Origin of the sequence: Nocardiopsis sp. N85 (assembly GCF_028882275.1) — a bacterium.
In the GTDB taxonomy this organism is placed as follows: Bacteria; Actinomycetota; Actinomycetes; order Streptosporangiales; family Streptosporangiaceae; genus Nocardiopsis; species Nocardiopsis lambiniae.
Genome location: NZ_JARBUT010000005.1, coordinates 14,733 through 41,169 on the forward strand (window position 1 = coordinate 14,733; position 26,437 = coordinate 41,169).

A 26,437-nucleotide genomic window follows, 5' to 3' on the forward strand; every position below is an offset into this window, starting at 1 on the left:
TGCGGGCGCCGAGGGCGGCGCCCGCGCGCCCCGCGCCGGTCAGGTCCCCGGAACCGGTGGATCCGAGCGCTCACACCCGTTCGGCGGTACGGGCGAGCCGTCGTTCGACCTGGCGGGCGAAACCGTTCAGGAAGTCGATGGCCTCGGCGTCGTCCATGCTCTCGGGGACCGGGTGGTCGATCGCGATCCGGGTGTTGACGTCGAGGAAGTAGGAGCTGCCCGTCCGCTCCCCCTCGTCGAAGTCGAACGAGTAGAGGACCGTCATTCCGGACTCGCCGGCGCCGCTGGGCTCCCACGCGAGGACGGCCTCGTCGTTGCGGCCGCGTTCCCAGTCCTCCACCGTGTCCTCCATCTCCTGCCGCATCTCCTCGAACCCGTCGAGGTAGACCTCGTGGTCGTACAGGGCGACGTCGACGCCGAGCAGCCGTGAGTCGTCACGGTCGGTGACGGCGCAGGAGATCCTGCCGAGGTAGCCCTCCTCGTCCGTGTCGGGGTACCAGTCGGAGTCCTCGGCCGAGAGGAACTCCCCCTCCGCCCGGGGCCGGTCGGCGTCCGGAACGGTGTCGATCACCTGGGAGGGCAGCAGCTCACGACAGGAGGGCAGCTCACCGTAGGGGCGCCCGCCCATGGCATCCCACGCGACGAACCCCAGCAGGCCCGCCACGAGCACACCCGCGAGCACGCCGGCGCCGATCGCCCATCCCCTGCGGGAACGGCGCGGCGGCCCGGGCGGGCCCACCGGACCCTGCGGCGGGTGGGGGCCGCCGGGATACCCACCGCCGGGCGGGGGCGGCGGGCCGGGCGGCGGGAACCCGCCGCGCCCGGAGGCGGGCCGAACCCGGGCGGGGCGGGAACGCCGCCGGGCGTTCCCGGTACGCCCGGAAAGCCCGGGTCGCCGGGTCGGCCGGGGAAGGAACGGTCGTCAGGGGGATACGTCATCGGTTCCGCGGCGTCCGGCGCGGACGGACGCCGCACCTCCTCACCGGGGGTTCGTCGTCTCGGAGGACGGATCAAGGGGACGTTCTCAAGGTGGATACCCACCGGCCGCGGAAACGGATCACGCGAGGGGCGTGTCGGGCTCAGGCGACCTCGCCGGCGCGGCCGAGGCTCCTCTCGACCTCGCCGCCGAGCGAGCGGACCGCCCGCATGGCCTCCTCCGTGTCCAGGGCATCGGGGTCGAACATGTAGACGACGGTCACCGCCAGGTTGTCCACCAGGTAGACGTTCACGGCCATGCCCAGGGAGAAGTAGTCGGACTCGTCGGAGAACCCGACCACGACACCGTTCTCACCGGCGGAACTCGGGCCCCACATGGCGTTGGGGAGTTCCTCGTCGTCGAAGGTGAGCGTGCCCGGTTCGCCCGGGGCCAGGTCGTCCCGCAACCCCGCCAGGTGGTCGTCCATCTCCTCGGCGCGGTCCCGCCAGGTGTCGCCTGTGGGATCGAGCACCTCGACGGAGACCATGAAGCCCATGAAGGCCTCCTCCGCGTCCGGGGTGATCTCGCAGGAGAGGTCGCCGTGGTCGTCATCGTCGGGGTCGAATCCCCCGTCGACCGTGAGCCCCGTGCTCCCCACCACGGTCTCGTACCGCTCGACGTCGAAGACCTCGTCACAGTCGGGGAAGGACACGTACTCCTTGGAGCCGGTCAGCGCCAGGGTCAGGCCGATGCCGACCATCAGCACCACCGCGCCGGCGATCGCACCGCCGACGACGAGTCCCGTGCGCTTGGGCCTGGACGCCGGCGCGCCCGGATACCCGCCCGGTGGGAAGGGGCCGCCCGGCGGGAAGGGACCCTGCGGCGGCACGCCGCCCGGTCCGCCGGGGAATCCGGGGCCGCCCGGCGCGGGGGGCGGGGCCCACCCCTGCGGGGGCCGCCGTGGATATCCGCCCTGCGGGGGGCGGGCTCCGGCAGCGTAGGGGCCTTGGGGGTGCGGTGTGCCCGGCGGGAGGTACCGGCCCTGGTTCGGGTCCGCAGGACCGTGGGGCGGCTGGACCGACATCGGTGGGGCTCCAAAACGGATCGATCGGGGGAACGGGCGGGGACCGCGCTCTTCATGACACGGCGCTCCGTGCGATCCACGAAGCGCGACCACAGGCTTTCACGGATTCCCCGCGCGTCCCGGGCCGGAAAGGCCTCCGCGTGCGGCCGGTAGCGGCCACGCGCACACCCGCCGAGGGCGACAATGGACCCGTGGGACGAGGAAAACTCCGTGTCTACCTGGGATCGGCCCCCGGGGCGGGCACCACGCACAGTGCCCTGGCCGAGGCCGGGAGGCGGGCCGCGGACGGTGCGTCCGTGGTGGTCGCCGCGGTCGACACCCAACGCCGGGAGCGCACATCGGCGCTGCTCGACGCCTTGGAGACGGTCCCCCTTCACCCTTCGGGGTCGGTCGACACCGCGGCTGTGATATCTCGCACACCGAAGCTCGCGGTCGTGGACGACCTCGCCCGGCCCAACCCGGCCGGTTCGCCCAACCCGGCCCGCTGGCAGGACGTGGAGGAGCTCCTGGAGGCGGGGATCGACGTCCTGTCCACCGTGGGCATCCACCACCTGGAATCGCTCAACGACGTCGTCCACCAGATCACCGGGGTCCGCCCCGACCGGACCGTCCCCGATCACGTGGTGCGCCGGGCCGCCGAGATCGAGCTCGTCGACATCACCCCCCAAGAACTGCGCCGACGCATGGCGCACGGCGACATCCACCCCGCCGAACGGGTCGACGCCGCCCTGTCCGACTACTACCGCGAGGGCAACCTGGCCGCGCTGCGCGAACTGGCGCTGCTGTGGACCGCCGACCAGGTCGAGGCGGGGTTGGCCCGGTACCGGGGCGAACACGAGATCCGTCGCACCTGGGAGGCCCGCGAACGGGTCGTCGTCGCGCTGACCGGCGGGCCCGAGGGGGAGACGCTGATCCGACGCGCGGCCCGGGTCGCGGCCCGCTCGCGCGGCGGGCATCCCCAGCCCAGCCACCTGTTGGCCGTGCACGTGATGCCCCCGAACGGAATGGCGCGGGCCCCGGGCGACGACCTGCTGCGACAGCGCCGGCTGCTCGCCGAACTCGGCGGTACCTACCACCAGGTGGTCGCCAACGACGTGCCGACGGGGCTGCTCGAATTCGCGCGGGGGGTGCACGCCACACAGATCGTGCTGGGCTCTTCCCGGCGGCGCGCCTGGCAGTACGTGCTCGGTCCGGGCGTGGGCGCCATCGTCGCCCGCGAGTCCGGGGACATCGACGTGCACATCGTCACCCACGAGGAGGTGGGCAGCGGTCGCTGGCCGCTGCCGCCGCCGGGGCGGGGGCTGGGCGAACACCGCAGGCTCGCGGGGTGGTCGCTGGCGCTGCTGGCACCCACCCTGATGTCCCTGGTCCTGGCGCTGCCGTTGTTCTCCGACGGCGCCGCCGACGCGACGCTGCTCCTGCTCATCACGGTGTCCACGGCGGCGGTGGGGGGTCTGCGCCCCGCGTTGGTGTCGGCGCTGTGGAGTGCGATCCTGCTCACCGCCCTGCTGTCCCCGTTGCACGGGCGACCACCGATATCGGTCGACAACGTGCTGGCGCTCATCGCGTTCACGCTGGTGGGGACGTTGGTGGCGATGGTCGTGGAGATGGCCGCCCGGAGGGCGGCACAGGCGGCCCGGGCCCGGGCCGAGGCCGACGCCGTGACCCTGCTGGCGGGCAGCGTCCTGGCGGGCAATGAACCCCTGCACGCGCTGTTGCGGCGTATCCGGGAGACCTTCGGACAGCGCTCGGCGACGCTCTTGGAGCGGGTCGCCCCCTCCCACGAGGGCGACTCCGGCGACGACGAGGGCGAACCGCTGGACGGCGAACGCTGGCGTCCGGTGCACGGCGTCGGGAGCCCGGCCGCCGACTCCCCCGAGGAGGCGGACGTGCTGGTGTCGATCTCCGACACGTTGGCGCTGGCGTTGCGCGGGCGGGTGCTGCCGGCCGCCGACCGGGGGGTGCTGCGCGCGTTCGCGGCGCACATCGGGATCGCCCTGGAGCACCAGCGGCTGGAGTGGGACGCGGCGGAGGCGCGGCGGCAGGCGGCGGGCAACCGGATCCGCACCGCCCTGTTGGCCGCGGTCTCCCACGATCTGCGCACCCCGCTCACCTCCATCAAGGCGAGCCTGTCGAGCCTGCGGGCGACCGACCTGGCGCTGACGGAGGAGGACCGGGAGGAACTGCTGGAGACCGTGGAGGAGTCCACGGATCGGCTCAACCGACTCATCGACAACCTGCTCGACATGAGCAGGGTGCACACCGACAGCGTGCGCCCCAAACTGTGCCCGGTGGGCCTGGAGGAGGTCGTGCCGATCACCCTGTTGGGGTTGCCGGGCGACGCGGTGACGGTGGACGTCCCCGACGGCCTGCCCCGGGTACTGGCCGACGCCGGCCTGCTGGAACGGGCGGTCGCCAACGTCGTCGCCAACGCGGTCCGGTACAACCCGGACCCGCGCGTCCCCGTGCTGGTGGCGGCGAGCGCGCACGGTGACAACGTGCAGTTGCGCGTGGTCGATCGCGGGCCGGGCGTTTCCGACGAGGGCAAGCAGCGGATGTTCGAGGCGTTCCAACGGCTCGGGGACGCGCCCCAGGGGACGGGGGTGGGTCTGGGGTTGGCGGTCGCCCGTGGTTTCGTGGAGGCGATGCACGGCACCCTCGCCCCGGAGGACACCCCGGGCGGCGGTTTGACGATGGTGTTCACACTGCGGGCGGTGGAGCCGGGCGTCGACGGTTCCGTCGGAGGCACGGACGACGAGAACGTGAGGGGGGCCGATGCGGGTCCTGGTCGTTGACGACGACATCCAGATCATCCGGGCGATGAAGATCAACCTGCGGGCGCGCGGGCACGACGTGGACACCGCGGGGGAGGGCGCCGACGCCCTGCGGTTGGCCGCCGAGCGGCACCCCGACGTGGTCCTGCTCGATCTGGGGCTGCCCGACATGGAGGGTCTGGACGTCATCCGTCGGCTGCGCGGCTGGTCCCAGGTCCCGATCATCGTGCTGTCCGCACGGCATTCGGCGGGTGAGAAGGTGCGCTGTCTGGACTCCGGCGCCGACGACTACGTCACCAAGCCGTTCGGGATGGACGAACTGCTGGCCCGGATGCGGGCGGCGGAACGGCGGTCGGTGCGGGGTGAGGAGGCGCCGGTGGTGCGCACCGCCTCCTTCAGCATCGATCTGGGCGCCAAGCGGGTGCTGCGCGACGACGAGGAGGTGCGGCTCACCCCCACCGAGTGGCACATCCTGGAGATCCTCGCCCGCAACGCCGGGCAGTTGGTGAGCCAGCGCCGGTTGCTGCACGACGTGTGGGGTCCCGCCTACCAGAGCGAGACCAACTACCTGCGGGTGTACATGGCGCAGCTGCGGCGCAAGCTCGAACCCGACCCCGGGCGGCCCCGGTATCTCATCACCGAGGCGGGCCGGGGGTACCGGTTCGAGAACACGTCCTGACCCGGCCGGGTCAGCGGACGGCGTAGGGCCTGCCCTCGGCGAGTTCCATGAGGACGTCGAACTCGTCCGTGCCGGCGTGGCCCCGGTTGACCTTGGCGACGGCCTGGCAGGGCGCGAAGGCGCGCACCCACGCCATCACCCGGTCGGCGTCCACCCCCATGACGGCGGCGAGGACGGTCACCCGGCGCTCCACCTCGTCGAGATCGGTGACCTTCCACACCGCCCAGTCCACCGCGTCCACGGCCCCGTCGCCCAGGCAGCCGCGCGGGTCCACGGCGACCAGGCCGCGGGGTCCCCCGTCGATGACGTTGCCGGGGTGCAGGTCCCCGTGGACGGGGACGACGTTCTCCCGGCCGTTGGCGAGGTCCCGGGCGCGCGCGAACCCGCGGTGCATCACCGAGGCGGGCACGACGTCGGCGGCGGGGCCCTCATTGCGTTCGCGTTCCCACTGGTCGAAGACGAACTGGACGCGGGAGGTCAGCGGCGGCAGTTCGCGGATCCGGGCGGATGGCGCCTCGACGGAGTGCAGGGCCGCGATGAGCGATCCGACCGTCTCCATGTCGGGGACCGTGCCCCCGGCCGCGACGGTGTCGCCCTCGATGCGCTCCATGAAGACCGCGCCGCACCGGGGATCCAGGCCCCGGACCTCGGGGACCCGACCGGAGGGGGCCCACAGGCGCAGTAGGCCGGCCTCGGCGACGATCAGCCCGCTGTCCGGAGAGAGCTTGACCACGCCCTTGCGGCCGTCGACGTCCAGGACGTGGAGGACCACGGAGGTCCGGCCGTGGGGCGCGGGGCCCTCGACGGTCAGGCGCCACTCGGCGGCGAGTTTCTCGATGATGGCGGGCAGCTCTGTCAGCCATTCGCCGACGTGGACGCCGAAGCGCCGTTCCAGACGCCGGCGCTGCCGGTCATCGACGAACTGCTTCGTGCCGTCGTTCATACATCCACCTTCGGTCCGCTCACGTCGATGCCTGTCGAGGTCGAGCCCCCGATCCGCGTGAGCGTGTTCGGGGCCCGGGCCGATACCGGTTCGTGTGTGCCGTCGACATCGGCCGCGCGGTCGTGAAGGGGCCGCGTCCAGGCGTTCCGTGCTCCGCCGGCACCGGCACGGGGCGAGGCCGCGTGCCGTGGGTGCGGGGAGTTCCCGCCCTAAGAGCACATACCCATCCCGTCGAAGGGGTAACGGACTCGGGCCGCGCCGGGTCCGGTTCGGCCCGTCCGATCACCCCATCGCCGCCCCGCGGAGCCGTGATGCCACTCCGGGTGGGGCCGGCGGGTCGTTCGGCGCGTCTCAGGCCAGCCTCCCCTTGGCGGCCCGGTGCTGGGCCAAAAGCGTGTCGACCACCAGATCCGACGGCCACAGCGGCGCGGTGATCGCGGTGGCGTCGAGTCCCCGCAACAGGTCGAAGTCGGGGCCGTCCACGAGTCTCCAGGCGGCCACGGCCACCTTGTCCTGTCCGTCGCGACGCAGACGGTCGACGGCGTCGAACACCGAGGGCGCCCAGGTCCGCAGGTAGCCGACCTGGACCGGGGAGTTCAACCGGCGGCTGAGCATCCGCGCCACATCCATCACGACCTGGCGTTCCTCGGTGCCGGTGGTGCCGTCGGCGGCCAGGACCACGCCGTCCTTGACGCTCCACCCGGAGTCGGAGAGTCGGGTGGCCAGGTCGGCGACGATCGAGGGCACCGCGCCCAGGGGCGGGGTGTGACAGGAGTTCTCCAGTCGACCGAGGTCGAGACGGGAGAGGAGGTGGGCGCTGGCCACGTCGCCCCCGGCGACGAAGGCCGGGACGACCACCTTGGGACCGCGCACCGAGCGCAGGGCGGCGGCGACCTCGGTGGGGCTACCGAAGGCGGCCTTGACGGGCGCCTCCCCCCGGTTCGCCACCGCTTCGGCCAGGCCGCACAGGGCCTCCCTTCGCTGGGCGTCACGCGAGTCATCGGCTACGAGGACCATCGTCGGGACCATGCGAGGCTCCTTCGTCGTCTTTCGGATCACTGCCGTTCTCCGGCGAGAGTAAAGGGGCACGGTTTCAGGGGAGTGGCCCCGTGTTACGCGCAGGAAAACAGCGGACAATGGCTGTGATGGTTATCGCCAGAGGATCTCTTGGTGAACCATAACAATCGCCGAAAAACCGGGGCGTGTCCACTTCTCCGAGCCGTGGTCTACACCTCATCGAATCCGTTATGGGGACGGGGTTTCGCGCACCCCGAGGCCCCGCCCCCCGGCAGGCCTGCGCAGATACCCCCGGAACCGGGCGACACACGGCGTTACCGGCCGGTAGGACATGACGAACGACACCCCCGATCACACCATCGAAGGGCATCCCGAAATGTGCCGGACAGTTCTCTGGAGAAATCCGAGGCAAAGAAATTCTCATGCATTCGCCCTGTGCGGATGCACGTGCCGCAGAATGTGCGCTCCGACACTGTCCGATATGAAAGCACAAATGGCACCGGGTACCGATTCATCACGGAACGTCCTGGCTTGTCCGTGACACGGAGCACACAGAAGTCGCTTCTCACATCACATGGCCACATGTCAAGGGTGTTTGCTCCCTTTTTAGAACCTGGACCGCGCACCACCACCGTGTAGGGACAGGGTGCGGGTGCGGCGCGATCACTTGCAATCGGCCCGAAAGGGCACTCACACTGAGAAGTGGAACACGGGTGTCACCACAGGCCCGGGGGTCGCACACGCCACTTCCGGCACACCGGTCGCGGAGTCCTCCCCCGTACTTCGCGAGTCGTGTTCCATGGAAGCACCGCACTCGTCAGACTGGAGTGAGCATGGCCGTCCACCCTCGGGTACGGACACTCGCGCAGACCTTCCTCGACCACACCGACCGGGCCGCTCCCGGCCTGGTCGAAGGCCTCTACCTGACGGGTTCGGTGGCCTTGGGCGACTTCCGTCCGCACACCAGTGACGTCGACTTCGTCGTCGTCACCGCCGCGCGCCCCGGACCGGAGGAGACCGACCTGCTCCGGCACGCCCACGCCCGGACCCGCGTCGACGTCCCCCGCCCTCAGTTCAACGGCATCCACGTCACCTGGGACGACCTCGTCCGCGACCCGGCCTTCTGCGGCCCCGTCGCCTCGGTCACCGGTGGCCGGTTCCGCACCCACGCCACCGCCGACGTCAACCCGGTCACCTGGCACACCCTCGCCCGGCACGGGGTCACCGTGCGCGGCCCGCACCCGCTCGAACTCGACGTCTGGGAGGAGCGCGAGGTCCTGCGCACCTGGTCGCTCGGCTCCCTCGACGAACACTGGAGCCGCTGGCGCGAGAAGGCCGGTCGACTGGTCACCCCGCGCGGCCTCGCCGCCCTCGGCTCACTCGCGCCGTCCTGGAGCGTGCTGAGCGTCAGCCGCCTGCACTTCACCCTCAAGACCGGGGAGATCACCTCCAAGTCCGGCGCCGGCGCCTACGCCCTGCACGCCTTCCCCGAGCGGTGGCAGCGCATCGTCAACGAGTGCCTGCGGGTCCGCCGCGGCGCCCACGCCCCCTCGCTGTACGAGAACGCCCTGGCCCGCCGCCGGGCCGCCCTGGACTACATCGAGATGGTCCTGGACGACGCCCTGCGCCCGGGTCTGACGACCGTCTGACCGGCCCGGAACACCGGTGTGGCGCAGCGACTACCCTGTGGGCATGACCATGCGCCCCATCGTCCGCTTCGGCGATCCCGTTCTCGTCACCCCGACCACGCCCGTCACCAAGTTCGATCGGCGCACCGAAGCCTTGGTCGAGGACCTGCTGGACACCGTCGAGGCCCCCGGCCGGGCCGGTGTCGCCGCCACCCAGATCGGGGTGGGCCTGCGCGTGTTCTCCTACAACGTCGAAGGGCGCATCGGCTACGTCATCAACCCCGAGCTCACCGAACTCTCGGAGGAGACCCAGGAGGGCGAGGAGGGCTGCCTGTCCATCCCCGGGCTCTGGTACCCGACGCGGCGGGCCATGCACGCCACCGTCACCGGGGTCGACCTGCGCAACGAACCCGTCACCGTGTCGGGCGAGGGCCTCATGGCGCGGGCCCTCCAGCACGAGACCCAGCATCTGGACGGGGTGCTCTACATCGACCGGCTCACCCCCGAGCTGCGCAGGCGGGCACTCCGCGACATCAGGCGTTCGGACTGGTTCATGCCCACCGACCCGGTGTCGTCCGGCGATGTCCGGCTGCCGAGCGCGTTCGGTGGCGCGGGCTGAATCGGACGAATCCGGTCGCTCCGGTCCTCCGGGACGGGTATCTTCGGACACATCCCCGCGCACTCCCCCACAGTCACGTGAGTCAACGCACTAGGCATGTAACGCCAAGATCTCATAAGGTCTGCTGAGCATCCTCCGTCACGGCGCCCCCTGCGAGAGGCCGCGCCGCCGGATGCCCCCAGACCCTTCTCGGAGCAGATATGACATCCACGCCCCGTTTCCAGCGCGGTAGGCGCGCCGCGCTGTCCCTCTCTACCGCCGTCGTCGCCCTCCTCGTCGCACTGCCCGGGACCGCCCTGGCCGAACCCGATGACGACGAGGTGGACATCGAAGAACTGGAGCGGCGCGCCGAAGAACTGGAAGAGACCTACCAGGGCGAACTGTTGCAGTTCACGGAGATCAAGGATCGGGTCGAAAAGGCCGAGGAGGACCTGAAGGACGTCGAAGAACGTCTGGACGCCTCACGCTCCGGGGTGTCCACCATCGTGGCCACCCAGTACAAGAGCAGCAGCAACGGGTTCGACCCCTCCTTCTCGGTGATCTTCTCCAGTTCTCCCGAGGACCTGTACGGCGACGCCGCCACCCTCAACTACCTCGGGCAGACCCAGGCCGAGCAGATCTCCGGCCTCCTGGACACCCGCGACGAGGCCCAGGAGATCCGCGACGAGCTCGAAACGGAGCTCAAGGACGCCGACGACCTCATCGACGAGCTCGAAGAGAAGAAGGACGAGGTCGCGGCGAAGATCAAGAAGTACGAAGAGGAGCAGGTCCCCGAACCCGAGACCGAGACCGGTGGGGGCGGCGGCACCGGCGGCATCCCGCAGAGCGCCGTCGGCAGCGGCTGGGAGCAGACCACCCCGCGCATGGCCGCGGTCCGCGACGAGATCATCCGCAACGTCGGTGTCCCGCTCCCCGTGAGCTGCTGGCGCAGTAGCGCCGACGACCACGGCGAGGGTCGGGCCTGCGACTTCATGGTGAGCTACGGCACCCACCCGACGGCGGACAACAAGGCGTGGGGACAGCGGATCGCCGATTACGCGATCAACAACGCCGACCGGCTCGGCGTGGAGTACGTGATCTGGGAGCAGAGGATCTGGCACTCGGCCAACCGGCAGTGGCGGTTCATGAACGACCGGGGCGACCTCACCCAGAACCACTACGACCACGTGCACGTCACGGCGTACTGACCCGGGCCCGGGCCAAGGGCAGGACCGCCGCCAGGGCGATGACGGTGACCGCGAAGGCGGGACCGTAGCCCCAGAGCTGGATGAGCAGGCCCACGGCCATCGCCCCGGCTCCGGCCCCGGCGTCGTAGCCGATGTTCCACACCGCGCTGGCCCGACCCTGACCGGTCGGGCCGGCGCGGTTCAGCATGAGGGTGACGGCCTCGTTCTGGACCGCGCCGAACCCGATCCCGAACAGCCCGGCTCCCACCAGAACGAGAACGTGCGTACCGTCGCCCCACAGGCCGGCGGTGACCAGGGCGGTACCGCAGACCGCGGCGATCATGCCGGGCAGGAGCAACAGCGTTCGGTGATGGCGGTCGTACAGCAGGCCGGCACTCCACCGGCCGATCACGACCATCGCCGCGTAGGCGGCCAAGGCGGCGCCCACCAGCCATGGAGTGCCCTCCAGGGGCACCGCGACGAAGGTGACGATGGCGCCCGCCGAAGAGGCGGTCAGCAGCATCAGGATCAGCGGGGCGGCCAGGGAGACCCGCTCCGTCGGAACCGTCCCGGTATCGCGGGCCGCGCGCAGCAGCGGGCGGTTGCGACCCCCGTCGGCGAACCAGATGCCCACCGCGAGGACGGCGCCCGCCAGGGAGCACAGACCGGTGATCCAGAAGACGGCGGTGAAACCGATGTTCAGGGCCAGGGCGACGCCGCCGGGCAGGATGAGGACCTGGGGCAGGCCGACCGCGAGCCCGTAGTAGCCGGTGGCGCGGCCCACCTGGCCGGGTGGGACCAACCGGGCGGCAAGGGCGGTCCCCGCGACACTGACCATGCCGAAGCCCACCCCGCGCACCGCGGAGATCGCGATGAGGACGCCCAGGTCGGTCGTGAGGGCGAACAGCGGCGCGGGCAGACCCATGATGAGGGATCCCACGGGGAACGCCCACCGGTAGCCGCCGCGTTCCAGCAGCCGAGGCATGGCGAGCTGGGTGAGAACCGTCGTGAGCATGAACGCGGCGGTGGTGCTCCCGGCGCCGAACTCGCCCGCGCCGCCCCGGATCGCCCACAGGGGGACCAGGGGGAGGACTGCCGCGAAACCGCACAGTCCGATGGCGGTGGCGGCGATGAGCAGGGCGAAACCCCGGCCTTTGAGGCCGGGCCCCGCTTCGACCGGCAGAGAAGGGATCATCCTCTCTTTCTAGCGCACAAGGGGCGTACCCGTCAGGCGGGAATCCGCTCTCGCAGCCAGGACCGCAGCCGGGCCCTCAGCTCGGGCGAGACGGCGCGTTCGGCGTGGCCCATCCCGGGGACGAGCCACAGTTCCTTGGGTTCCCTCGCCGCGTCGTGGATGGCGGTGGCGTGGGAGACGGGGAAGTAGGTGTCGGCCTCGCCATGGATCACCAGTAGCGGTGTGGGCGCGATCTCGCCGGCGATCTCCCTGGGTTCGGCGGGCCGGACCTCCCAGCGGCGATCGGTGACCCGGACCTTGCGGAAGCTGCGCAGGAAGAACCGGCCGACGCCGCGGCCGACGCCCAGGTGGATCAGGCGCATCCGGCGGGTGCCCCGGTAGTACCAGCGGCTGGGGCAGCTGATGGAGACCGCGGCGCAGACCCCTCCGTGGACGGCGGCGTGGCGGACGACGACGGCGGCGCCCATGGAGAAGCCGACCGTCGCGATGGAGGTGTACCCGAGCCCGCGCAGGTGGGCGACGACGGCCTCCAGGTCGTGGATCTCGGCGTTGCCGACGGTGCTGTACCCGCCGGAGCCGTGATGGCCGCGGAAGTCGAAGGTCATGACGTCCGCGATGGAGACGAGTGACTCGGCGACCGCCCGGGTGTGGGGGCTGCGGTAGGTACCGGTGAAACCGTTGGCGAGCACGACGGCCGTGGTGCGAGACTCGGCGCCGCGCAACAGGACGGAGTCGATGTCGACCCCGTCGGCGGTGGTGAGCCGGTAGCGGCGGGGTGTCGGCTGCGGATGGTCGATGGTGTCGGACACACCACCATCGTGCCCGATGCGTCCCCCGCGGAACACTCACGGGGGTGTGTCGGACACGACTCCCGGAGCGGGAATCGACGGGGTCAGCGGTCGCCGTAGCGGCGGTCGATCCGCTCATCGGGGTAGAGGCGTCGGCCCTCTTCCTCGGCCGGCGCGTCGCCACCGAGGAAGTCCCCGGGGTCCCGGCCCCGTGCGCCCTCGCCGCCGGGCACGGGCCCGCCCCGCGCGGGTGTCCCCCACCGGGGCTCGGCGTGCCGGGGCCCGCCGTGCGAGCCGGTGCCGGTCTCGTCCCACGAGGGCGTACCGGCCCGGTCCTCGGCCCCGCCGGGAGCGGGGCCGCCCCGCGCGGGAGTGTTCCGGGACCCGGCGTCCGGTCGCGGGCCGTTCCACGTACCGGCGCCCCAGGTGGCGGCGTCGGCGGGTGACGAGCCGTCGAAGGAAGGGGCGCCCTGCGCGGGCGTGCCCCACGCGGGCGCGGCGGGGTACGGACCGGAGGTCCGGGAGGCGTCCCCCCGAGGAGCAGGGTCGGCCTGAGCGCCGAAGGGCCGCCCCGAAGGGTCTCCATGGGCGGACGGTCGCGTCCCGTACCCGGGGCCGTCCGGATATCCGACGCCACCGAAGGAGGGCGTGCCCTGGACCGGGGTCCCCCGTTCGGGAAGAGGCGCACTCCCCGAAGGCCCGTCCGCCCCGTGTGCCCCGGGGCGGTGCTCACCACCGCCGAGCCCGGGGGCCCCTGGCGCGGGGGCGTTCCACGACCCGGCGGACGGCTGCGGACCGCTCTGCACACCGGAGTTCCACGAGGAGGCGTCCGCACCGTGCGCACCGGGGCGGTACTCACCACCGCCGAGCCCGGGGGCCCCTGGCGCGGGGGCGTTCCACGTTCCAGGGGAAGCGTGCGCACCCGTACCCCCGGCCCAGGACCCCTCACCCGAAGACGACCCGCCACCGAAGGAAGGCGTGCCCTGGCCCGGTGTTCCCCACCCGGGAGCGGCAGGACCGACACCGCCGTCCCCGTCGGACCGCGGCACGTCCACCGGAGACCGGTGCGCCCCGGGGCGGTACTCACCACCGCCGAGCCCGGGGGCCCCTGGCGCGGGGGCGTTCCACGTTCCAGGGGAAGCGTGCGCACCCGTACCCCCGGCCCAGGACCCCTCACCCGAAGACGACCCGTCAGCGAAGGAAGGCGCGTCCTGACCCGCGGCCCCCCACCCGGGGAGAGGCGCGTTCCCCGAAGACCCATGCGCCCCGTGCGCACCGGGGCGGTACTCACCACCGCCGAGCCCGGGGGCCTCTGGCGCGGGGGCGTTCCACGACCCGGAGGGCTGCGCACCCGGGCCCCGAACCGAGGGGTTCTCATCCGTCGGCGGCCGCTCCGCGCCGCCGAGCGCGGGGGCGCCCTGAGCGGGGGCGCCCCATGTCGGCGCGGCGGGATACGGACCGATGTCCCCGGCGGGCAGAGCCGTTCGAGCATCGTCCCGAGAAGGCGAAGGGCCACCGGGAACGGGCGCACCGGCTCCACCCGGGTACCCGGCGCCGCCGAGGGCGAGGGTGTCCTGGGCGGGTGCGAAGGGCTGAGCCGCGCCAAGGGCGGGAGCGGCCGGGTGACCGGCGCCGTCGGGGGTTTCGTCCGACCCGGAGTCCGGGTCGTCGTAGGGCTCGTCGTCGTAGGGCTCGTCGTAGGCGTACGACTCCTCCCGCAGGGCCGCCGGGGGGAAGGCGAGCGAGCGCAGGTTCAACGCGATGTGCACCAGGACCGGGATCCACAGACTCCCCGTGCCCAGGTACAGCACCACGAACAGGGTGCCCGAGGCGCCCGCGCTGACCAGCCCCCACCAGCCCTGGTACAGGTAGGCAACGGCGAAGAGCAGCACCGACAGCACCGCGCCGACCCACAGCGGCACGCCCATGCTCGTCACCAGGACGATGAACAGCCCCCGGTAGAGCAGTTCCGCGCACAACCCGCCGGTCACCGCCACGCCGATCGCCGCCGAGCGCTCGTTGCGGGTGTAGGGGATCAACAGCCACCGGTCGCGTTCCGGTTCGGGCAGCGACACCGGCCGGTCCGCGGCCGCGCGGCGGCCACCGCCGCGTTTGCCCTTCTTCGGCCGGTCGAGCGCCCGTTTCGGCAACCGGTCCTTGATCTGCGCGGGCAGGCCGTTGACCATCACCCACAGCACGCCGAGGGCGATCAGGCCGCCCAACGCACCGCCCACCACCGGCCCCACCGCGTGCGGAAGCCGGAGGCCGAGGTCGGCGGCGGTCACCTGCGGCGAGGTGAACAGCACGACCATCACCAGCACGCCCCACAGCGCGTGCACGCCCATGGTCACCGAATGCACCCGGACCAGCGCCTTCGCGTCGGTGTCCCGGCGTCGGGACAGCCACGCGAAGGCGCGCCTGCCCAGATAGGGCTCGCCGAACGCCGCGAAGAAGAGCAGCAGGACCGTCAGCAGGGTCCCCGCGAGGCTGAACTGAGGAAGTGTCTCGGACCATGGCACGGGGCAATAGTAGGGGTCCGAAACGAGTCATAGGGCACATGTCGTTTCCCGCGCCCGAATGACCTCTTGTGGTAATCCCGGCGAAGGGCGACCGTAGAGAGTGTCACAGGTCACATCGAGGACGGTGGCCACCGCCCCGAGGTGGCCCTCGCACGGAACCTCGGAGGGTTGGGCAGCAGGGATGGTAGATCGAACCGTAGCCGTACCGAGGGCCGATGGGCCCACCTCCATCCGCAACATCGCGCTGGTCGGCCCGACCGGCGCCGGAAAGACGAGCCTGGTCGAGGCGCTCCTCTCCGCCGCCGGCGCGATCCACCGCCCCGGCAGCGTGGAGGAGGGCACGACCGTCAGCGATCGTGACGAGGTCGAGATCCGTCAGAGGCGTTCGGTGCACCTGACGGCCAACGCCGTCATGGTCGGCGACGTCAAGGTCAACCTGCTGGACACACCCGGTTACGCCGACTTCATCGGCGCGATGCGCGCCGGCCTGCGCGGCGCCGACGCCGCGCTGTTCGTCATCTCCGCCCTGGAGGGCGTCGACGGGCGTACCCGGGTCCTGTGGGAGGAGTGCGCCGCCGTCGGCATGCCCCGGGCGGTCGCGGTCACCAAGATCGATCACCCTCGCGCGGACTTCGACGACATCGTCGCCCAGTGCCAGGCCGCGTTCGGCGGCGGCGTCCACCCCGCCTACGTGCCCGCCTTCGAGGGCCCACGGGAGGACCGCCGGATCGTCGGCCTCTGGGGCCTGGTCTCCGAGCGCTACCACGACCACGACTCCACGGAGGGCCACGTTCCCCCCGAGGGCTTGGGCGACACCGCCGCCGCGCTGCGGGAGATCCTCGTGGAGGAGGTCATCACCGAGAGCGAGGACGAGGTCCTCATGGAGCGCTACATGGAGGGCGACGCGCTCGACCCGGACCTGCTCATCGCCGACCTCCAGAAGGCCGTGGCCTCGGGGGGCTTCCACCCGGTACTGGCGATCAGCACCACCACCGGTGTGGGCGTGCCCGAACTCCTGCGCGAGCTGCCGCTGTCCTGCCCCGACCCCACCCGGCGCCCCTTCCCCGAGGTGACGTCCCCCGCCGGTGTCCCGGTCCGGGGTCTGTCCTGCGATCCGAACGGCCCGTTGGTCGCCGAGGTCCTGGCGACGGCGAGCGATCCCTACGTGGGCCGCACCAGCCTGATCCGGGTGTTCTCCGGGACCCTGGACCCGGACTCGGTGGTCCACCTGCACGGCCACGGCGTCCCCTCGGGGCTGACCGGTTCGGACGAACTGGACCGCAGCGGCCGCGACGAGCGGGTGGGCGCCCTGTCGGTGCCGGTGGGCAGGGAGAACCACCCGGGGGGCTCGATCGGCGCCGGCGATGTCTGTCTGGTGACGAAGCTTCCCGACGCGCGCACCGGTGACACCCTGTCCTCACCGGACCGTCCCTTGCGCGTGGCGCCGTGGCGGTTCCCCGAGCCCCTGTTGCCGGTGGCGATCACCGCGGCCTCCTCCGCCGACGAGGACAAGCTGTCGCACGCCGTGGCCCGACTGGTGGCCGAGGACCCGTCCCTGCGGGTGGAGGTCAACCCGGAGACGCACCAGATGGTGTTGTGGACCTTGGGCGAGGCACACCTGGACGCCGCCCTGGACCGGTTGGAGCACCGTTGCGGGGTGCGTGTGGAGACCGACGAGGTGCGCGTCCCGTTGCGCGCCACCTTCTCCGGCCCGGCCGAGGGCATGGGCCGCAACGTCAAGCAGAGCGGCGGGCACGGCGAGTTCGGCGTCTGCCGCATCAGGGTGGAGCCCCTGGCGTCCGGGGCGGGTCTGGAGTTCGTCGACCGGATCGTCGGCGGCGTGGTACCGCGCCAGTTCATCCCCTCCGTCGAGAAGGGCGTGCGCGCCCAGATGGCGGACGGGGTCGACAGCGGGTATCCGCTGGTGGACATCCGGGTGACCCTCTACGACGGCAGGGCCCACTCGGTGGACTCCTCCGACATGGCCTTCCAGAAGGCGGCCCGGTTGGCGCTGAAGGACGCGGCCGCCACGGCGCGGTTGGCGATGCTGGAACCGGTGGACGTGATCGAGGTCGAGGTCGACGACGAGCTGTTGGGCACGGTCATGAGCGACCTGTCCGCGCGACGCGGGCGGGTGGTGGGCTCCGAACCCGCCCCGGGCGGGCGGGCGATCATCCGGGCGGAGGTCCCGGAACTGGAGATCACCCGCTACGCGGTGGAGCTGCGTTCGCTCTCCCACGGCACGGGCGTGTTCACCCGTCGCTACCTGCGCCACGAGCCGCTGCCCCCGCAGATCGCGGTGGCGCTGCCCGGTCCGCGCGAGGGCGCCTCTTGACTTCCTCCTCCTCGTGAACGAGGAGGGTTCCGACCGGGTCTGACGGCCCGGTGGTGCTGTCCGCCTCGCGGCCACAGCGGGTTCCTGCTTCATCGACACGGCATCCCAGAGGTCGGCACGGTTCACCCCGGTGGGGGGGCTGTTCGTCCATCCGCGCGCAAGGGTGTTCCTGGCCGCGTTGACGTCGGCGTCGGCCACACGTCCGCACGCGACGCACCGCGGCTCGCCGTCGCTGGTGGCCACCGCCACACCCCGGTCCACCCCCACCGCGCCGCCGGACGCGACATGGGTCTGGGGTGTGCTCGCCGTCCTCGCACGCCAGCGAGACGTACCAGTGCCGACCGTCGAAAGAGACGGTGGCGGACCGGACCCCTGGGCGCGCGACCACCGGAACCGCACCCACCCCGGCCTGGGCGGTTTCACCCGACCCCACCGGCGGCCCAGCCGCTCCACCACCGGACGCGACCCGTCGGGGAACCGGAACGAGGGCCTCCACCGGCCCTCGACCCGCCACCGCGGACCGAACGTACCGTGGTCCCGGCAGGCGCGATCCAGGTCCCTCAACCTCTGCTGGAGGATGTGCGAGGGGGCCGCTTTCAGCCAGGTCTCCTCGGCCTCGGGGCCTCGGCGAGCCGGGCGGCTTGCAGCCGGTGGCCACAGAACGGGACCGCGTGCCCGCGCCGCCACCGCTCCAGGGTCCGGCGGCGCTGGTCCAGGGCGGTGTTCCACACCGCACGACGGATCGCCCCGTAGGTGGTGCACTGCTCGGCCCGCTCATCGGTGAGCGACAGCCGGTACCGGAAGCCCGTCAACACCGGAACACCCCCTCTCCACCACGGAACAGCGCCATGACGAAGGGGGCGACGACCCGCGTCCGGGCGACCACTCCCCGCCCTGAAGAACGGAGTCCACGCCGCCGACAGACCTGATCACAGGACGCGGCCCGGCCGGCCGCGGTCGGCCAGGGCCGCGAAGCGGAACGTGTTCACCGGGTGGCTGGAGAGGAGGTTGACCAGCGTCACGAAGAACCCGGTGTCCGTACGGGCCCGGTCGACGATGTCGTCGAAGTCGACCTCGGGGTACAGGTACTTGCCGGCGGCCAGCACCCGCATCCCCTGCACGCCCTCGGGGTGGAAGGCGTAGGCGTGGTTGTCGGCGGTGTACTCCTGGGCGCGCCCGAGGGTGCTGCCCACCCCCGGGATGACGTTGGCCACGGAGATCCCGAACTGCCGCCAGAACGACGTGTGCCCGGCGGCGATGTGACCGACCTCGTGCCCGATGAAGAACCGCAGCGCGTCGGGGTCCGACAGGCGCCCGCCCACCTCGAACAGGTCGCTGTTGAGCGCGACGTAGCGACGCGAACCGTGCCCGGAGGCGAAGGCGTTGATCACGCCGTTGCCCAGGACGACGTACGCCTCCGGGACCCGCGGCATCCCGAAGGCCCGCGCCGCCTCGACCACCATCCGGTGCGCCTCGGGGAACTGGTGGGCGGTGATGCGCACCCCGTTGACCCGTTGGCGCGCGTACAGCTGGCCGCGCACGAAGTAGACCAGGGCCGGGATGCTGAGCAGCAGCAACGGCTCGTTGGGGTCGCCCGAGTAGGCGCGGCTGAGCGCGCCCAGCACCGCGAGGAGGGTCACCCCCACGCACATCACCAGCAGCGGGATCTCCCGCGGATGCCGCAGTCGGCGGACGGTCCGGGGGTCGCCCCATCGCCGTGGGAGGACCCCCACCGGCGGTCAGTGACGGTAGTCGGAACCGGGACGGTCGTCGTCCGGTCCGGGCGGGGGCGCGTGGTGGGCGCTGCCCTGGGGCGGCGGCCCGCCGAACGCCGGTCCCGCCGGGGGCCTGCGCGGTTCGTCGTCCTCAAGGAACGCGGCCATGTCCGCCGACAGCGTCGACTCCTCGACCTTCTCGTTGCGCCACTCCTCGCGCAGTTCCTCGTCCTGGGACTGGAACAGGACGCCCATGTCGGCGTCGTGGGTGGAGTCGGCCGGTTCGGGCTCGTCCCAGGAGGAGGCCAGGAAGGCGCTGTCGTAGGCCTCGTTGTGCTCGTTGTGCTCGGTCGGCTGCTGACGGGCCCCCGAGGGCGGTCCGAGCGGGTCGGCGGGCGGTGCGGGCGCTTCGTGGGCGCCGACCAGGTCGGTGGAGGGGATCGGGATGGGCACGTCGTCCGGGACGGGGCCGGGGAACATCGCGCCCGACGGCGCGGGCTCGGATGCCTCCTGGCGGTCCCGACCCAGGTAGGACAGGGCGGCGACGGTGAGCGCGGCCAGTCCGGCACGCAGGGCGGGTTCCCGGGCGGGCGCGAAGAACGGCGAGTGGTTGCTGGGGACGTTGCCCATCTTCTCGTACGGGGTGCCGCCGGGGGCGGCCTCCCACACGTCGTGAGGGGTGGCGCCCACGAACCAGTAGACGTACGGGATGGGCCGCGGGTCGTCGGGCAGCCCGAGGTACCCGAAGTCCTCGGTGGCCGGGGACGGGTCGGGCAGGTGGATGACGTAGGTGTCGCCGAAGTAGGCGCGGTGGGCGGCGGCGACGGCGTTGACGGTGTCGGGGTCGTTGCGGGTGACCCCGGCCCCCTGGAAGCGCTCGAACTCGGGCTCGCGGACGGCGCCGGAGGCGGCGGCCTCGGCGCGCACGATCCGTTCGATGGCCGTTTCGAGTCGTGCGGCGACGACCTCGTTGAGGGCCCGGGTGTTGATCTCCAGGTAGGCCTCTTCGGGGATGATGTTGGCCTTGGTCCCGGCCTGGATGCGACCGACGGTGAGCACGGCCATCTCGCTGGGGCTGATCTCGCGGGAGACCACGCCCTGGAGGCGGGTGACGATGTTGGCCGCGATGAGGACCGGGTCGACGGTGGTGTGGGGCTGGGAGGCGTGACCGCCCTCGCCGTGGACCCGGATCCGGTAGGAGGCGGAGGATCCGAGGATGACCCCGGCGCGGTGGGAGATGAGGCCCGCGGGCTGGGGGCCCAGGTGCTGGCCGAGGATGACATCGGGGCGGCCGAAGCGTTCGTACAGTCCGTCGTCGAGCATCCGCTGGGCGCCGTCGAGGGACTCCTCACCCGGTTGGGCGACGATCATCACCGTGCCCGACCATTCCTCCCGGGTCTCCGAGAGGAGGTCGGCCGCGCCGACCAGGCAGGCGGTGTGCGCGTCGTGGCCGCAGGCGTGCATGACGGGGACCTCGTGGCCGTCCTCGTCGGTGGTGCGCGTGGTGCTGGCGTAGGGCAGCCCGGTCTTCTCCTCGACGGGGAGCGCGTCCATGTCGGCGCGGAGCATCACCGTGGGTCCGGGGCCGTTGCGCAGGACGCCGACCACGCCGGTGCCGCCGACGCCCTTGTGGACCTCGTAGCCGGTGCGGGTCAGCCATTCGGCGACGCCGCTGGCGGTGCGGTACTCCGCGTGGGAGAGTTCCGGGTTCTTGTGGAGATCGACGTAGAACCCCTCCACGAGCGGGAAGAGCTCGTCGAGGAGTCGCATCACCACACCCCCGTGCTGGGCTGCACGGTTGGGGTCCACCGCGTGCGGCACGGTATTCCACCGCCTTCTTGATTCTCGACCGGGACTGTCGCGCCCGGTGGGCGCCACTGACGGCACAGCTTATCGACGTGACCGTCACGACCCCACACTGACACGTTCGTGCCGGTCCGCACCACTGCCGAGGACCCTGGGGTGCGGAGCGGTGAATCGGATGGGTTAGTGTCTGCACACGGAACGGCATCTTCCCGGCCCAAATGCGCTCACATGTCACACGAGCGCTCACACCTCCCGCCCTCACCACCGGCCCGGGAGAAATCGAGAGAACTTCCCGCCGATCCGCGAGAACCGCTGGCACACATCCTTACATCACAGTAAGGTAACGCAGCACAGTCGATTCACCCGATGTCCCGGTGCCCCCCCTCGCGCGCCACGCGGCACCGACCCCCTCCCCCTGCCCTGACGGCGGAGCCCGTTCTCCGCTTACATGGAGCGATGAGGGGAACACCCACAGTCCCTGAGAAGTCCACCGACCCCGGAGTCCACTCGTGGCCTCATCCATGACCAGACCGGAAACCGACCGTACGGAGCCCGAGCGCGGCGCCAACGCCCCGGCCGAGAACGACACCGTGGCGGGGGCCGGCCGGGCCCCGCGACGCGACGCCCGCCTGGACAACGCCAAATTCCTCTTGATCGGGCTGGTCGTCGTCGGCCACGCGATCGAACCGCTCCGCGACGTCGGGGCCGTCAGTGCCCTGTACTACTGGATCTACTTCTTCCACATGCCCGCGTTCATCCTGATCAGCGGGTACCTGTCGAGATCCTTCGACGGTTCGTCCAACCGTGTGGAGAAGCTGGTCCTGACCGTCGCGGTCCCGTACCTGATCTTCTGGACGATCCACCAGTCGATCTACACGGTCGAACGCGGCGGGTTGCCCGACTCCCTGTCGGTGCTCAAGCCCACCTGGACCCTGTGGTTCCTGATCGCCCTCTTCCTCTGGCGACTCAGCGTCCCGGTGTGGAAGCGGCTGCGCTGGCCGGTGCTGGTCGCGGTGCTGATCTCCCTGTTCGCCGCCACCACCAGCCTCAGCGACACCCTGTCCCTGGGCCGGGTCGTGAGCTTCCTGCCGTTCTTCGTCCTGGGGCTGAGCCTGCGCCGGGAGCACTTCGCCCTGCTGGACGCGCTGTGGGTGCGGCTGACCTCCCTGGTGGTCCTGGGCGCCACCGCCGCGCTGGCGGTGCCCATCTCCGACCGGCTCAGCCGCGACTGGCTGTTCTGGCGGGACAGTCTGACCGACCGTGACATCGACCCGCTGCTCCCCAGCATCGGCATCCGGCTGGCGTTCATGGGTCTGGCCCTGGCGATGACCATCGCCTTCCTGGCCCTGACCCCCAAGCGGCGGACCTGGTTCACGGCGCTGGGCGCCTACACCCTGTACATCTACCTGGGGCACTCCGTGGTGCTCATCCTCTTCAAGGCGTCCCCCTGGTACGACGTCATGAACAACCCGATCGGGGCCGTGCTCACCGTCCTCGTCGCCGCGGGGCTCACCCTCGCGCTGTGCGCCCCGTGGGTGCGCGCGGGCATGCGCTGGGCCGTGGAGCCCCGGCTCACCTGGTTCCTCAAGCAGGACGACCGGGGCGCGGACGCCGACGAGGCCGCGTCGGGGCCCGGGGAGAAGGACGAGAAGAGGAACGAGCGGACCTCGGGGGTCTGACCCCGGTTCTCCGGCTCCCGACACACGAAAGGGGCGGCGCGCGTCGTCGTGCGCACCGCCCCTTCGTCGTGTCCGGGGGTCAGCTCCCGCCGAGCGTCGCCCCGGCCCCGACCGCGCCGGCCGCGATCAGTTCGCGGCGGCGCTCCTCGAAGCGCCGGGTGTCCTTCCACAGCCTGTACACGAGCACGACCTCGAAGAACCCCAGGGCCAGGATCGAGAACACGGCGATCGGGAGGATCAGGCTGTGCACCGGGGTGAAGAGGGAGAGCAGGATCGTGATCGGCGCGACCACGCACAGGAACATCTCGTACTCGATGCCGCTGAACAGGTGCGGGCGCACCCGGTGGCGCAGCAGGAAGGCGCGGGCGCGACCGTAGATCCCGCGCGGCGCCGGCGCGTCGACCCGGCCGGGGGCGTCCGACATCGCGTCGTCCTCGGGGCTGGCGTCGCCCGGTCCGGCGGCCGCGTCGGCGCGCAGCCGGTCGGTGTCGCCGACCAGCTCGGCCAGGGAGCGGTTCATCCCCCGACGGGTCTTGGCGACCTGGGAACCGTTGAGGTAGCGCAGCAGGTCGAAGAAGACGATGACCGGGGCCGCGATCAGGTAGGCCGCCTGGCCGGTGACGATCCACTGGCCGACGAGCAGCGCCATCACGCACATGAAGAACCGGATGCGGTCGAACACGAAGTCGACCCAGGTGCCGAAGACCGATCCGGTGCCCTTCAGCCGGGCGATCTTGCCGTCCATGCAGTCGAGTACGAAGCTGAGGTGGAACAACAGCGCGCCGGCCACCAACCAGGCCCACTCCGCCCCGATCCCGGAGGCGGGCATCGCGAAGCCCACGGCCGAGAGCAGGCCGAGGATTCCCGCCCCGGCGGTCAGCTGGTTGGGGGTGATGTCGGTGCGGTTCGCGGTCCAGACGACCAGCCGACCGGCGAGCGGGTCGACCAGGAAGACCGTCCACCAGGCGTCTTTGGCCTTGTAGGTCTCTTCCTTCACCTGCGCGAACGTGAAACGCGGCATGCGTGTGTCTCCATGGAGGGACGCCCCGACCTGCCGGTTTTCGACAACACGCTGCCAAGACCGGGGAAGGGCTGTTTCGGCGGGAATCGAGTCATCATGCCAGATGGGGTGTCGTGCGGGCCAATCGATGACGGCATACTTGACTGGTAAGAGGGGGATCAACAGGCGGCCGTGTGCACTGGCACAGGATGGTCCACCCCCTTCGGTCTCGACCGAGGTATGAGGCATTGCGTTTTCTCAATGACCAGGCGCCCCAGCAGGACCTGACCTACAGCGACGTGTTCATGGTCCCGAACCGGAGCGCCGTCGGATCCCGGCTCAGTGTCGACCTGTCCTCTCCGGACGGTACCGGCACGACCATTCCACTCGTCGTGGCGAACATGACGGCGGTGGCCGGCCGCCGGATGGCCGAGACCGTCGCCCGGCGCGGCGGCATCACGGTCATCCCGCAGGACATCCCCATCGACGTGGTCTCCGATGTCATCGCCTGGACCAAGCGACGGCACCTGGTGCACGACACCGCCATCACCCTGAACCCGGGCAGCACCGTCGGTGACGCCCTCAACCTGCTGCCCAAGCGGGCGCACAACGCCGTGATCGTCATCGACGAGGACCGCCGTCCCATCGGTGTGGTCACCGACGCCGACTGCGCGGGCGTCGACCGGTTCTCCCAGCTGCGCGACGTCATGTCGAGGGAGCTGGTGACCATTCCGGCCGACACCGACCCCGAGGCGGCGTTCGGGATCCTGCACGACTCCCGGCACCGGTTGGCGCCCGTCGTGGACGGCGAGGGCGCGTTGGTGGGCGTGGTCACCCGTACCGGGGCGCTGCGCTCCACCCTGTACAAGCCGGCCGTGGACGACCTGAACCGGCTCCGGGTGGCCGCCGCCGTCGGCATCAACGGGGACGTCGCGGGCAAGGCCTCGGAGCTGTTGGAGGCCGGGGTGGACACCCTGGTCATCGACACCGCCCACGGTCACCAGGAGAAGATGCTCTCCGCGATCGCCAAGGTGCGCGCCCTGTCGCCCTCCGTACCGATCGCGGCGGGCAACATCGTCACCGCCCGGGGCACCCGTGAGCTCATCGAGGCGGGCGCCGACATCGTCAAGGTCGGTGTGGGCCCGGGCGCGATGTGCACCACCCGCATGATGACCGCGGTGGGCCGGCCCCAGTTCTCCGCCGTGCTGGAGTGCGCGGCCGCCGCGCGCGAACTCGGCGGGCACGTGTGGGCGGACGGCGGCGTGCGCCACCCGCGCGACGTCGCCCTGGCGCTGGCCGCCGGCGCGTCCAACGTGATGATCGGATCCTGGTTCGCGGGCACCTACGAGTCGCCCGGCGATGTCATGCGCGACGCCGAGGGACGCCAGTACAAGGAGAGCTTCGGCATGGCGTCGGCGCGCGCGGTGCGCCTGCGCACGGCCGACGACTCGCCCTTCGACCGGGCCCGCAAGGCCCTGTTCGAAGAGGGCATCTCCACCGGCCGCATGTACCTGGACCCGGAAAGCCCCGGGGTGGAGGACCTGATCGACCAGATCATCGCGGGTGTGCGCAGCTCGATGACCTACGCGGGCGCGAACTCGCTGGAGGAGTTCCACGAGCGGGCCGTCGTGGGCGTGCAGAGTTCGGCGGGTTACGCCGAAGGACGTCCGGTGCACACCAGCTGGTGACACGGACGTGTCGTGCGAGGGGAGGCGCCGGGCGCCTCCCCTTTTCGCGTTCCCGCGGCCCTCACTCCCCGTGCGCCCGCCGGGCAGCCAGGGTCTCCCTGCGGTGTTCACCGCAGAGACGGTCGGCGTGCCGCACGGGCTCGGGCACCCGGTAACGCGGTGACAGGCGCAGCACCAGGTCGGCGGCGCCTTCGAGGTCGACCCGGTGACCGACGGAGACGTAGACGGGTTTGACGCCGGTGCGGGTGCGCAGGGCGCGTCCGATCACCTCCGCTCCGTCGGCGGCCAGGGCCGCGGAGTCGGGGACGACCTCGGAGCGGCCGGCGACCATGGGCGTCCACGAGCCGCGTTCGTCGCCGGGCACGGAGTGCCTGCCGTAGAGCACCGACTTGGCGGAGCCCACGACCGGGAGGTCGAGGAGGACGCCCAGATGGGAGGCGACCCCGAAACGGCGCGGGTGGGCCAGGCCGAACCCGTCGCACAGGTACACGTCGGGCGTGGTCCGCAACCTCCCGAGGGCCTTCAGCACCGGCGGCAGTTCCCGGAAGGAGAAGAGCCCGGAGATGTAGGGGAAGGACACCTCGGAGTCGATGGCGACCGACTCGACGACCTCCAGGGTGGCCACGTCCACGACGACGGCCGCGGCCGCCAGCGCCGTGTCGTCCTTGGCGTAGCTGACGTCGAGGCCGGCGATCGTGCGCACCGCCGCGGCGTCGAGGGGTTCCTCGCGCACCAGGGCCGCCTTGCGCCGTTGCAGGGCCACGGCCTCCTTGGGGTCGCTCGGCCAGTTCTCCGGGTCGTCCAGGATCCGACCGACCCGTTCGGCGATGTCCGACACCCGACGCCTCCGCTTCTCTCCGCCTCATCCCATCGACGACGGGACCCG

20 protein-coding genes are annotated in these 26,437 nt (G+C 71.6%); 8 read left to right on the forward strand and 12 right to left on the reverse strand.

The window, feature by feature from the left end:
- Positions 1-70: 70 nt before the first annotated feature.
- Positions 71-682: a hypothetical protein gene (locus PWG71_RS09015; protein WP_274809126.1), complete on the reverse strand. Its 612-nt coding sequence runs from the start codon at positions 680-682 to the stop codon at positions 71-73.
- A gap of 397 nt (positions 683-1,079) precedes the next feature.
- Entirely contained in the window at positions 1,080-1,805 is a 726-nt protein-coding gene (locus tag PWG71_RS09020; protein WP_274809127.1) for a hypothetical protein, read from the reverse strand.
- Positions 1,806-2,191: 386 nt separating this feature from the next.
- On the opposite strand from PWG71_RS09020, the gene PWG71_RS09025 reads away from it, so the two are divergent.
- Both PWG71_RS09025 and PWG71_RS09030 read left to right on the forward strand, forming a co-directional pair.
- A complete protein-coding gene (locus PWG71_RS09025) occupies positions 2,192-4,795 on the forward strand; it encodes an ATP-binding protein (protein ID WP_274809128.1) in 2,604 nt (867 codons plus the stop codon).
- Positions 4,776-5,453: a response regulator gene (locus PWG71_RS09030; RefSeq protein ID WP_274809129.1), complete on the forward strand. Its 678-nt coding sequence runs from the start codon at positions 4,776-4,778 to the stop codon at positions 5,451-5,453. The genes PWG71_RS09025 and PWG71_RS09030 overlap by 20 nt, the downstream gene beginning before the upstream one ends.
- A gap of 10 nt (positions 5,454-5,463) precedes the next feature.
- Here PWG71_RS09030 and PWG71_RS09035 read toward each other — a convergent pair whose 3' ends face one another.
- Both PWG71_RS09035 and PWG71_RS09040 read right to left on the reverse strand, forming a co-directional pair.
- A complete protein-coding gene (locus tag PWG71_RS09035; protein ID WP_274809130.1) occupies positions 5,464-6,396 on the reverse strand; it encodes an aminoglycoside phosphotransferase family protein in 933 nt (310 codons plus the stop codon).
- A gap of 351 nt (positions 6,397-6,747) precedes the next feature.
- The gene (locus PWG71_RS09040; protein ID WP_274809131.1) at positions 6,748-7,425 is read right to left on the reverse strand and encodes a sirohydrochlorin chelatase; all 678 of its coding nucleotides are present in this window, start codon (positions 7,423-7,425) and stop codon (positions 6,748-6,750) included.
- Between the two features lie 821 nt (positions 7,426-8,246).
- Between PWG71_RS09040 and PWG71_RS09045 the strand changes: the two genes are divergently transcribed.
- From PWG71_RS09045 to PWG71_RS09055, 3 genes are all read left to right on the forward strand, one after another.
- A complete protein-coding gene (locus tag PWG71_RS09045; RefSeq protein ID WP_274809132.1) occupies positions 8,247-9,062 on the forward strand; it encodes a nucleotidyltransferase domain-containing protein in 816 nt (271 codons plus the stop codon).
- Between the two features lie 43 nt (positions 9,063-9,105).
- Positions 9,106-9,660 carry a peptide deformylase gene (def, locus tag PWG71_RS09050; RefSeq protein ID WP_274809133.1) on the forward strand — a complete coding sequence of 185 codons (555 nt, stop codon included), beginning with the start codon at positions 9,106-9,108 and terminating at the stop codon, positions 9,658-9,660.
- 200 nt (positions 9,661-9,860) lie between these two features.
- On the forward strand, positions 9,861-10,847 hold the full coding sequence (locus tag PWG71_RS09055) for a coiled-coil domain-containing protein (RefSeq protein WP_274809134.1): 987 nt from the start codon (positions 9,861-9,863) through the stop codon (positions 10,845-10,847).
- On the opposite strand, the gene PWG71_RS09060 is transcribed toward PWG71_RS09055, so the two are convergent.
- The 3 genes from PWG71_RS09060 to PWG71_RS09070 form a co-directional block, all read right to left on the reverse strand.
- Complete coding sequence (locus tag PWG71_RS09060) at positions 10,834-12,021, reverse strand: MFS transporter (RefSeq protein ID WP_274809135.1); 1,188 nt, start codon at positions 12,019-12,021, stop codon at positions 10,834-10,836. The genes PWG71_RS09055 and PWG71_RS09060 overlap by 14 nt on opposite strands.
- 32 nt (positions 12,022-12,053) lie before the next feature.
- Positions 12,054-12,830 (reverse strand): alpha/beta hydrolase family protein, encoded by a 777-nt coding sequence (locus PWG71_RS09065; RefSeq protein WP_274809136.1) that lies wholly within the window; start codon positions 12,828-12,830, stop codon positions 12,054-12,056.
- Positions 12,831-12,913: 83 nt separating this feature from the next.
- Complete coding sequence (locus tag PWG71_RS09070) at positions 12,914-15,328, reverse strand: CPBP family glutamic-type intramembrane protease (RefSeq protein ID WP_274809137.1); 2,415 nt, start codon at positions 15,326-15,328, stop codon at positions 12,914-12,916.
- A gap of 181 nt (positions 15,329-15,509) precedes the next feature.
- On the opposite strand from PWG71_RS09070, the gene PWG71_RS09075 reads away from it, so the two are divergent.
- On the forward strand, positions 15,510-17,663 hold the full coding sequence (locus PWG71_RS09075; protein ID WP_274809138.1) for an elongation factor G-like protein EF-G2: 2,154 nt from the start codon (positions 15,510-15,512) through the stop codon (positions 17,661-17,663).
- Between the two features lie 596 nt (positions 17,664-18,259).
- Here the strand turns inward: PWG71_RS09075 and PWG71_RS09080 are convergent.
- The 3 genes from PWG71_RS09080 to PWG71_RS09090 form a co-directional block, all read right to left on the reverse strand.
- Positions 18,260-18,478: a helix-turn-helix domain-containing protein gene (locus tag PWG71_RS09080; RefSeq protein WP_274809139.1), complete on the reverse strand. Its 219-nt coding sequence runs from the start codon at positions 18,476-18,478 to the stop codon at positions 18,260-18,262.
- A gap of 114 nt (positions 18,479-18,592) precedes the next feature.
- Positions 18,593-19,315, reverse strand: a complete 723-nt coding sequence (locus tag PWG71_RS09085; protein ID WP_274809368.1) for a M48 family metallopeptidase — start codon at positions 19,313-19,315, stop codon at positions 18,593-18,595.
- An 87-nt stretch (positions 19,316-19,402) separates the two neighbouring features.
- Complete coding sequence (locus PWG71_RS09090; RefSeq protein ID WP_274809369.1) at positions 19,403-21,148, reverse strand: amidohydrolase; 1,746 nt, start codon at positions 21,146-21,148, stop codon at positions 19,403-19,405.
- Positions 21,149-21,705: 557 nt separating this feature from the next.
- Between PWG71_RS09090 and PWG71_RS09095 the strand changes: the two genes are divergently transcribed.
- Positions 21,706-22,863, forward strand: coding sequence for an acyltransferase family protein (locus PWG71_RS09095; RefSeq protein ID WP_274809140.1), 1,158 nt, complete (start codon positions 21,706-21,708; stop codon positions 22,861-22,863).
- 79 nt (positions 22,864-22,942) lie between these two features.
- Here PWG71_RS09095 and PWG71_RS09100 read toward each other — a convergent pair whose 3' ends face one another.
- Positions 22,943-23,884, reverse strand: coding sequence for a CDP-alcohol phosphatidyltransferase family protein (locus tag PWG71_RS09100; protein WP_274809141.1), 942 nt, complete (start codon positions 23,882-23,884; stop codon positions 22,943-22,945).
- A 227-nt stretch (positions 23,885-24,111) separates the two neighbouring features.
- Here PWG71_RS09100 and PWG71_RS09105 point away from each other — a divergent pair, with 227 nt between their 5' ends.
- Positions 24,112-25,551 (forward strand): GuaB1 family IMP dehydrogenase-related protein, encoded by a 1,440-nt coding sequence (locus PWG71_RS09105; protein ID WP_274809142.1) that lies wholly within the window; start codon positions 24,112-24,114, stop codon positions 25,549-25,551.
- Positions 25,552-25,612: 61 nt separating this feature from the next.
- Here the strand turns inward: PWG71_RS09105 and PWG71_RS09110 are convergent, their stop codons facing one another.
- Positions 25,613-26,389 carry an endonuclease V gene (locus PWG71_RS09110; RefSeq protein ID WP_274809143.1) on the reverse strand — a complete coding sequence of 259 codons (777 nt, stop codon included), beginning with the start codon at positions 26,387-26,389 and terminating at the stop codon, positions 25,613-25,615.
- Between the last annotated feature and the right edge of the window lie 48 nt (positions 26,390-26,437).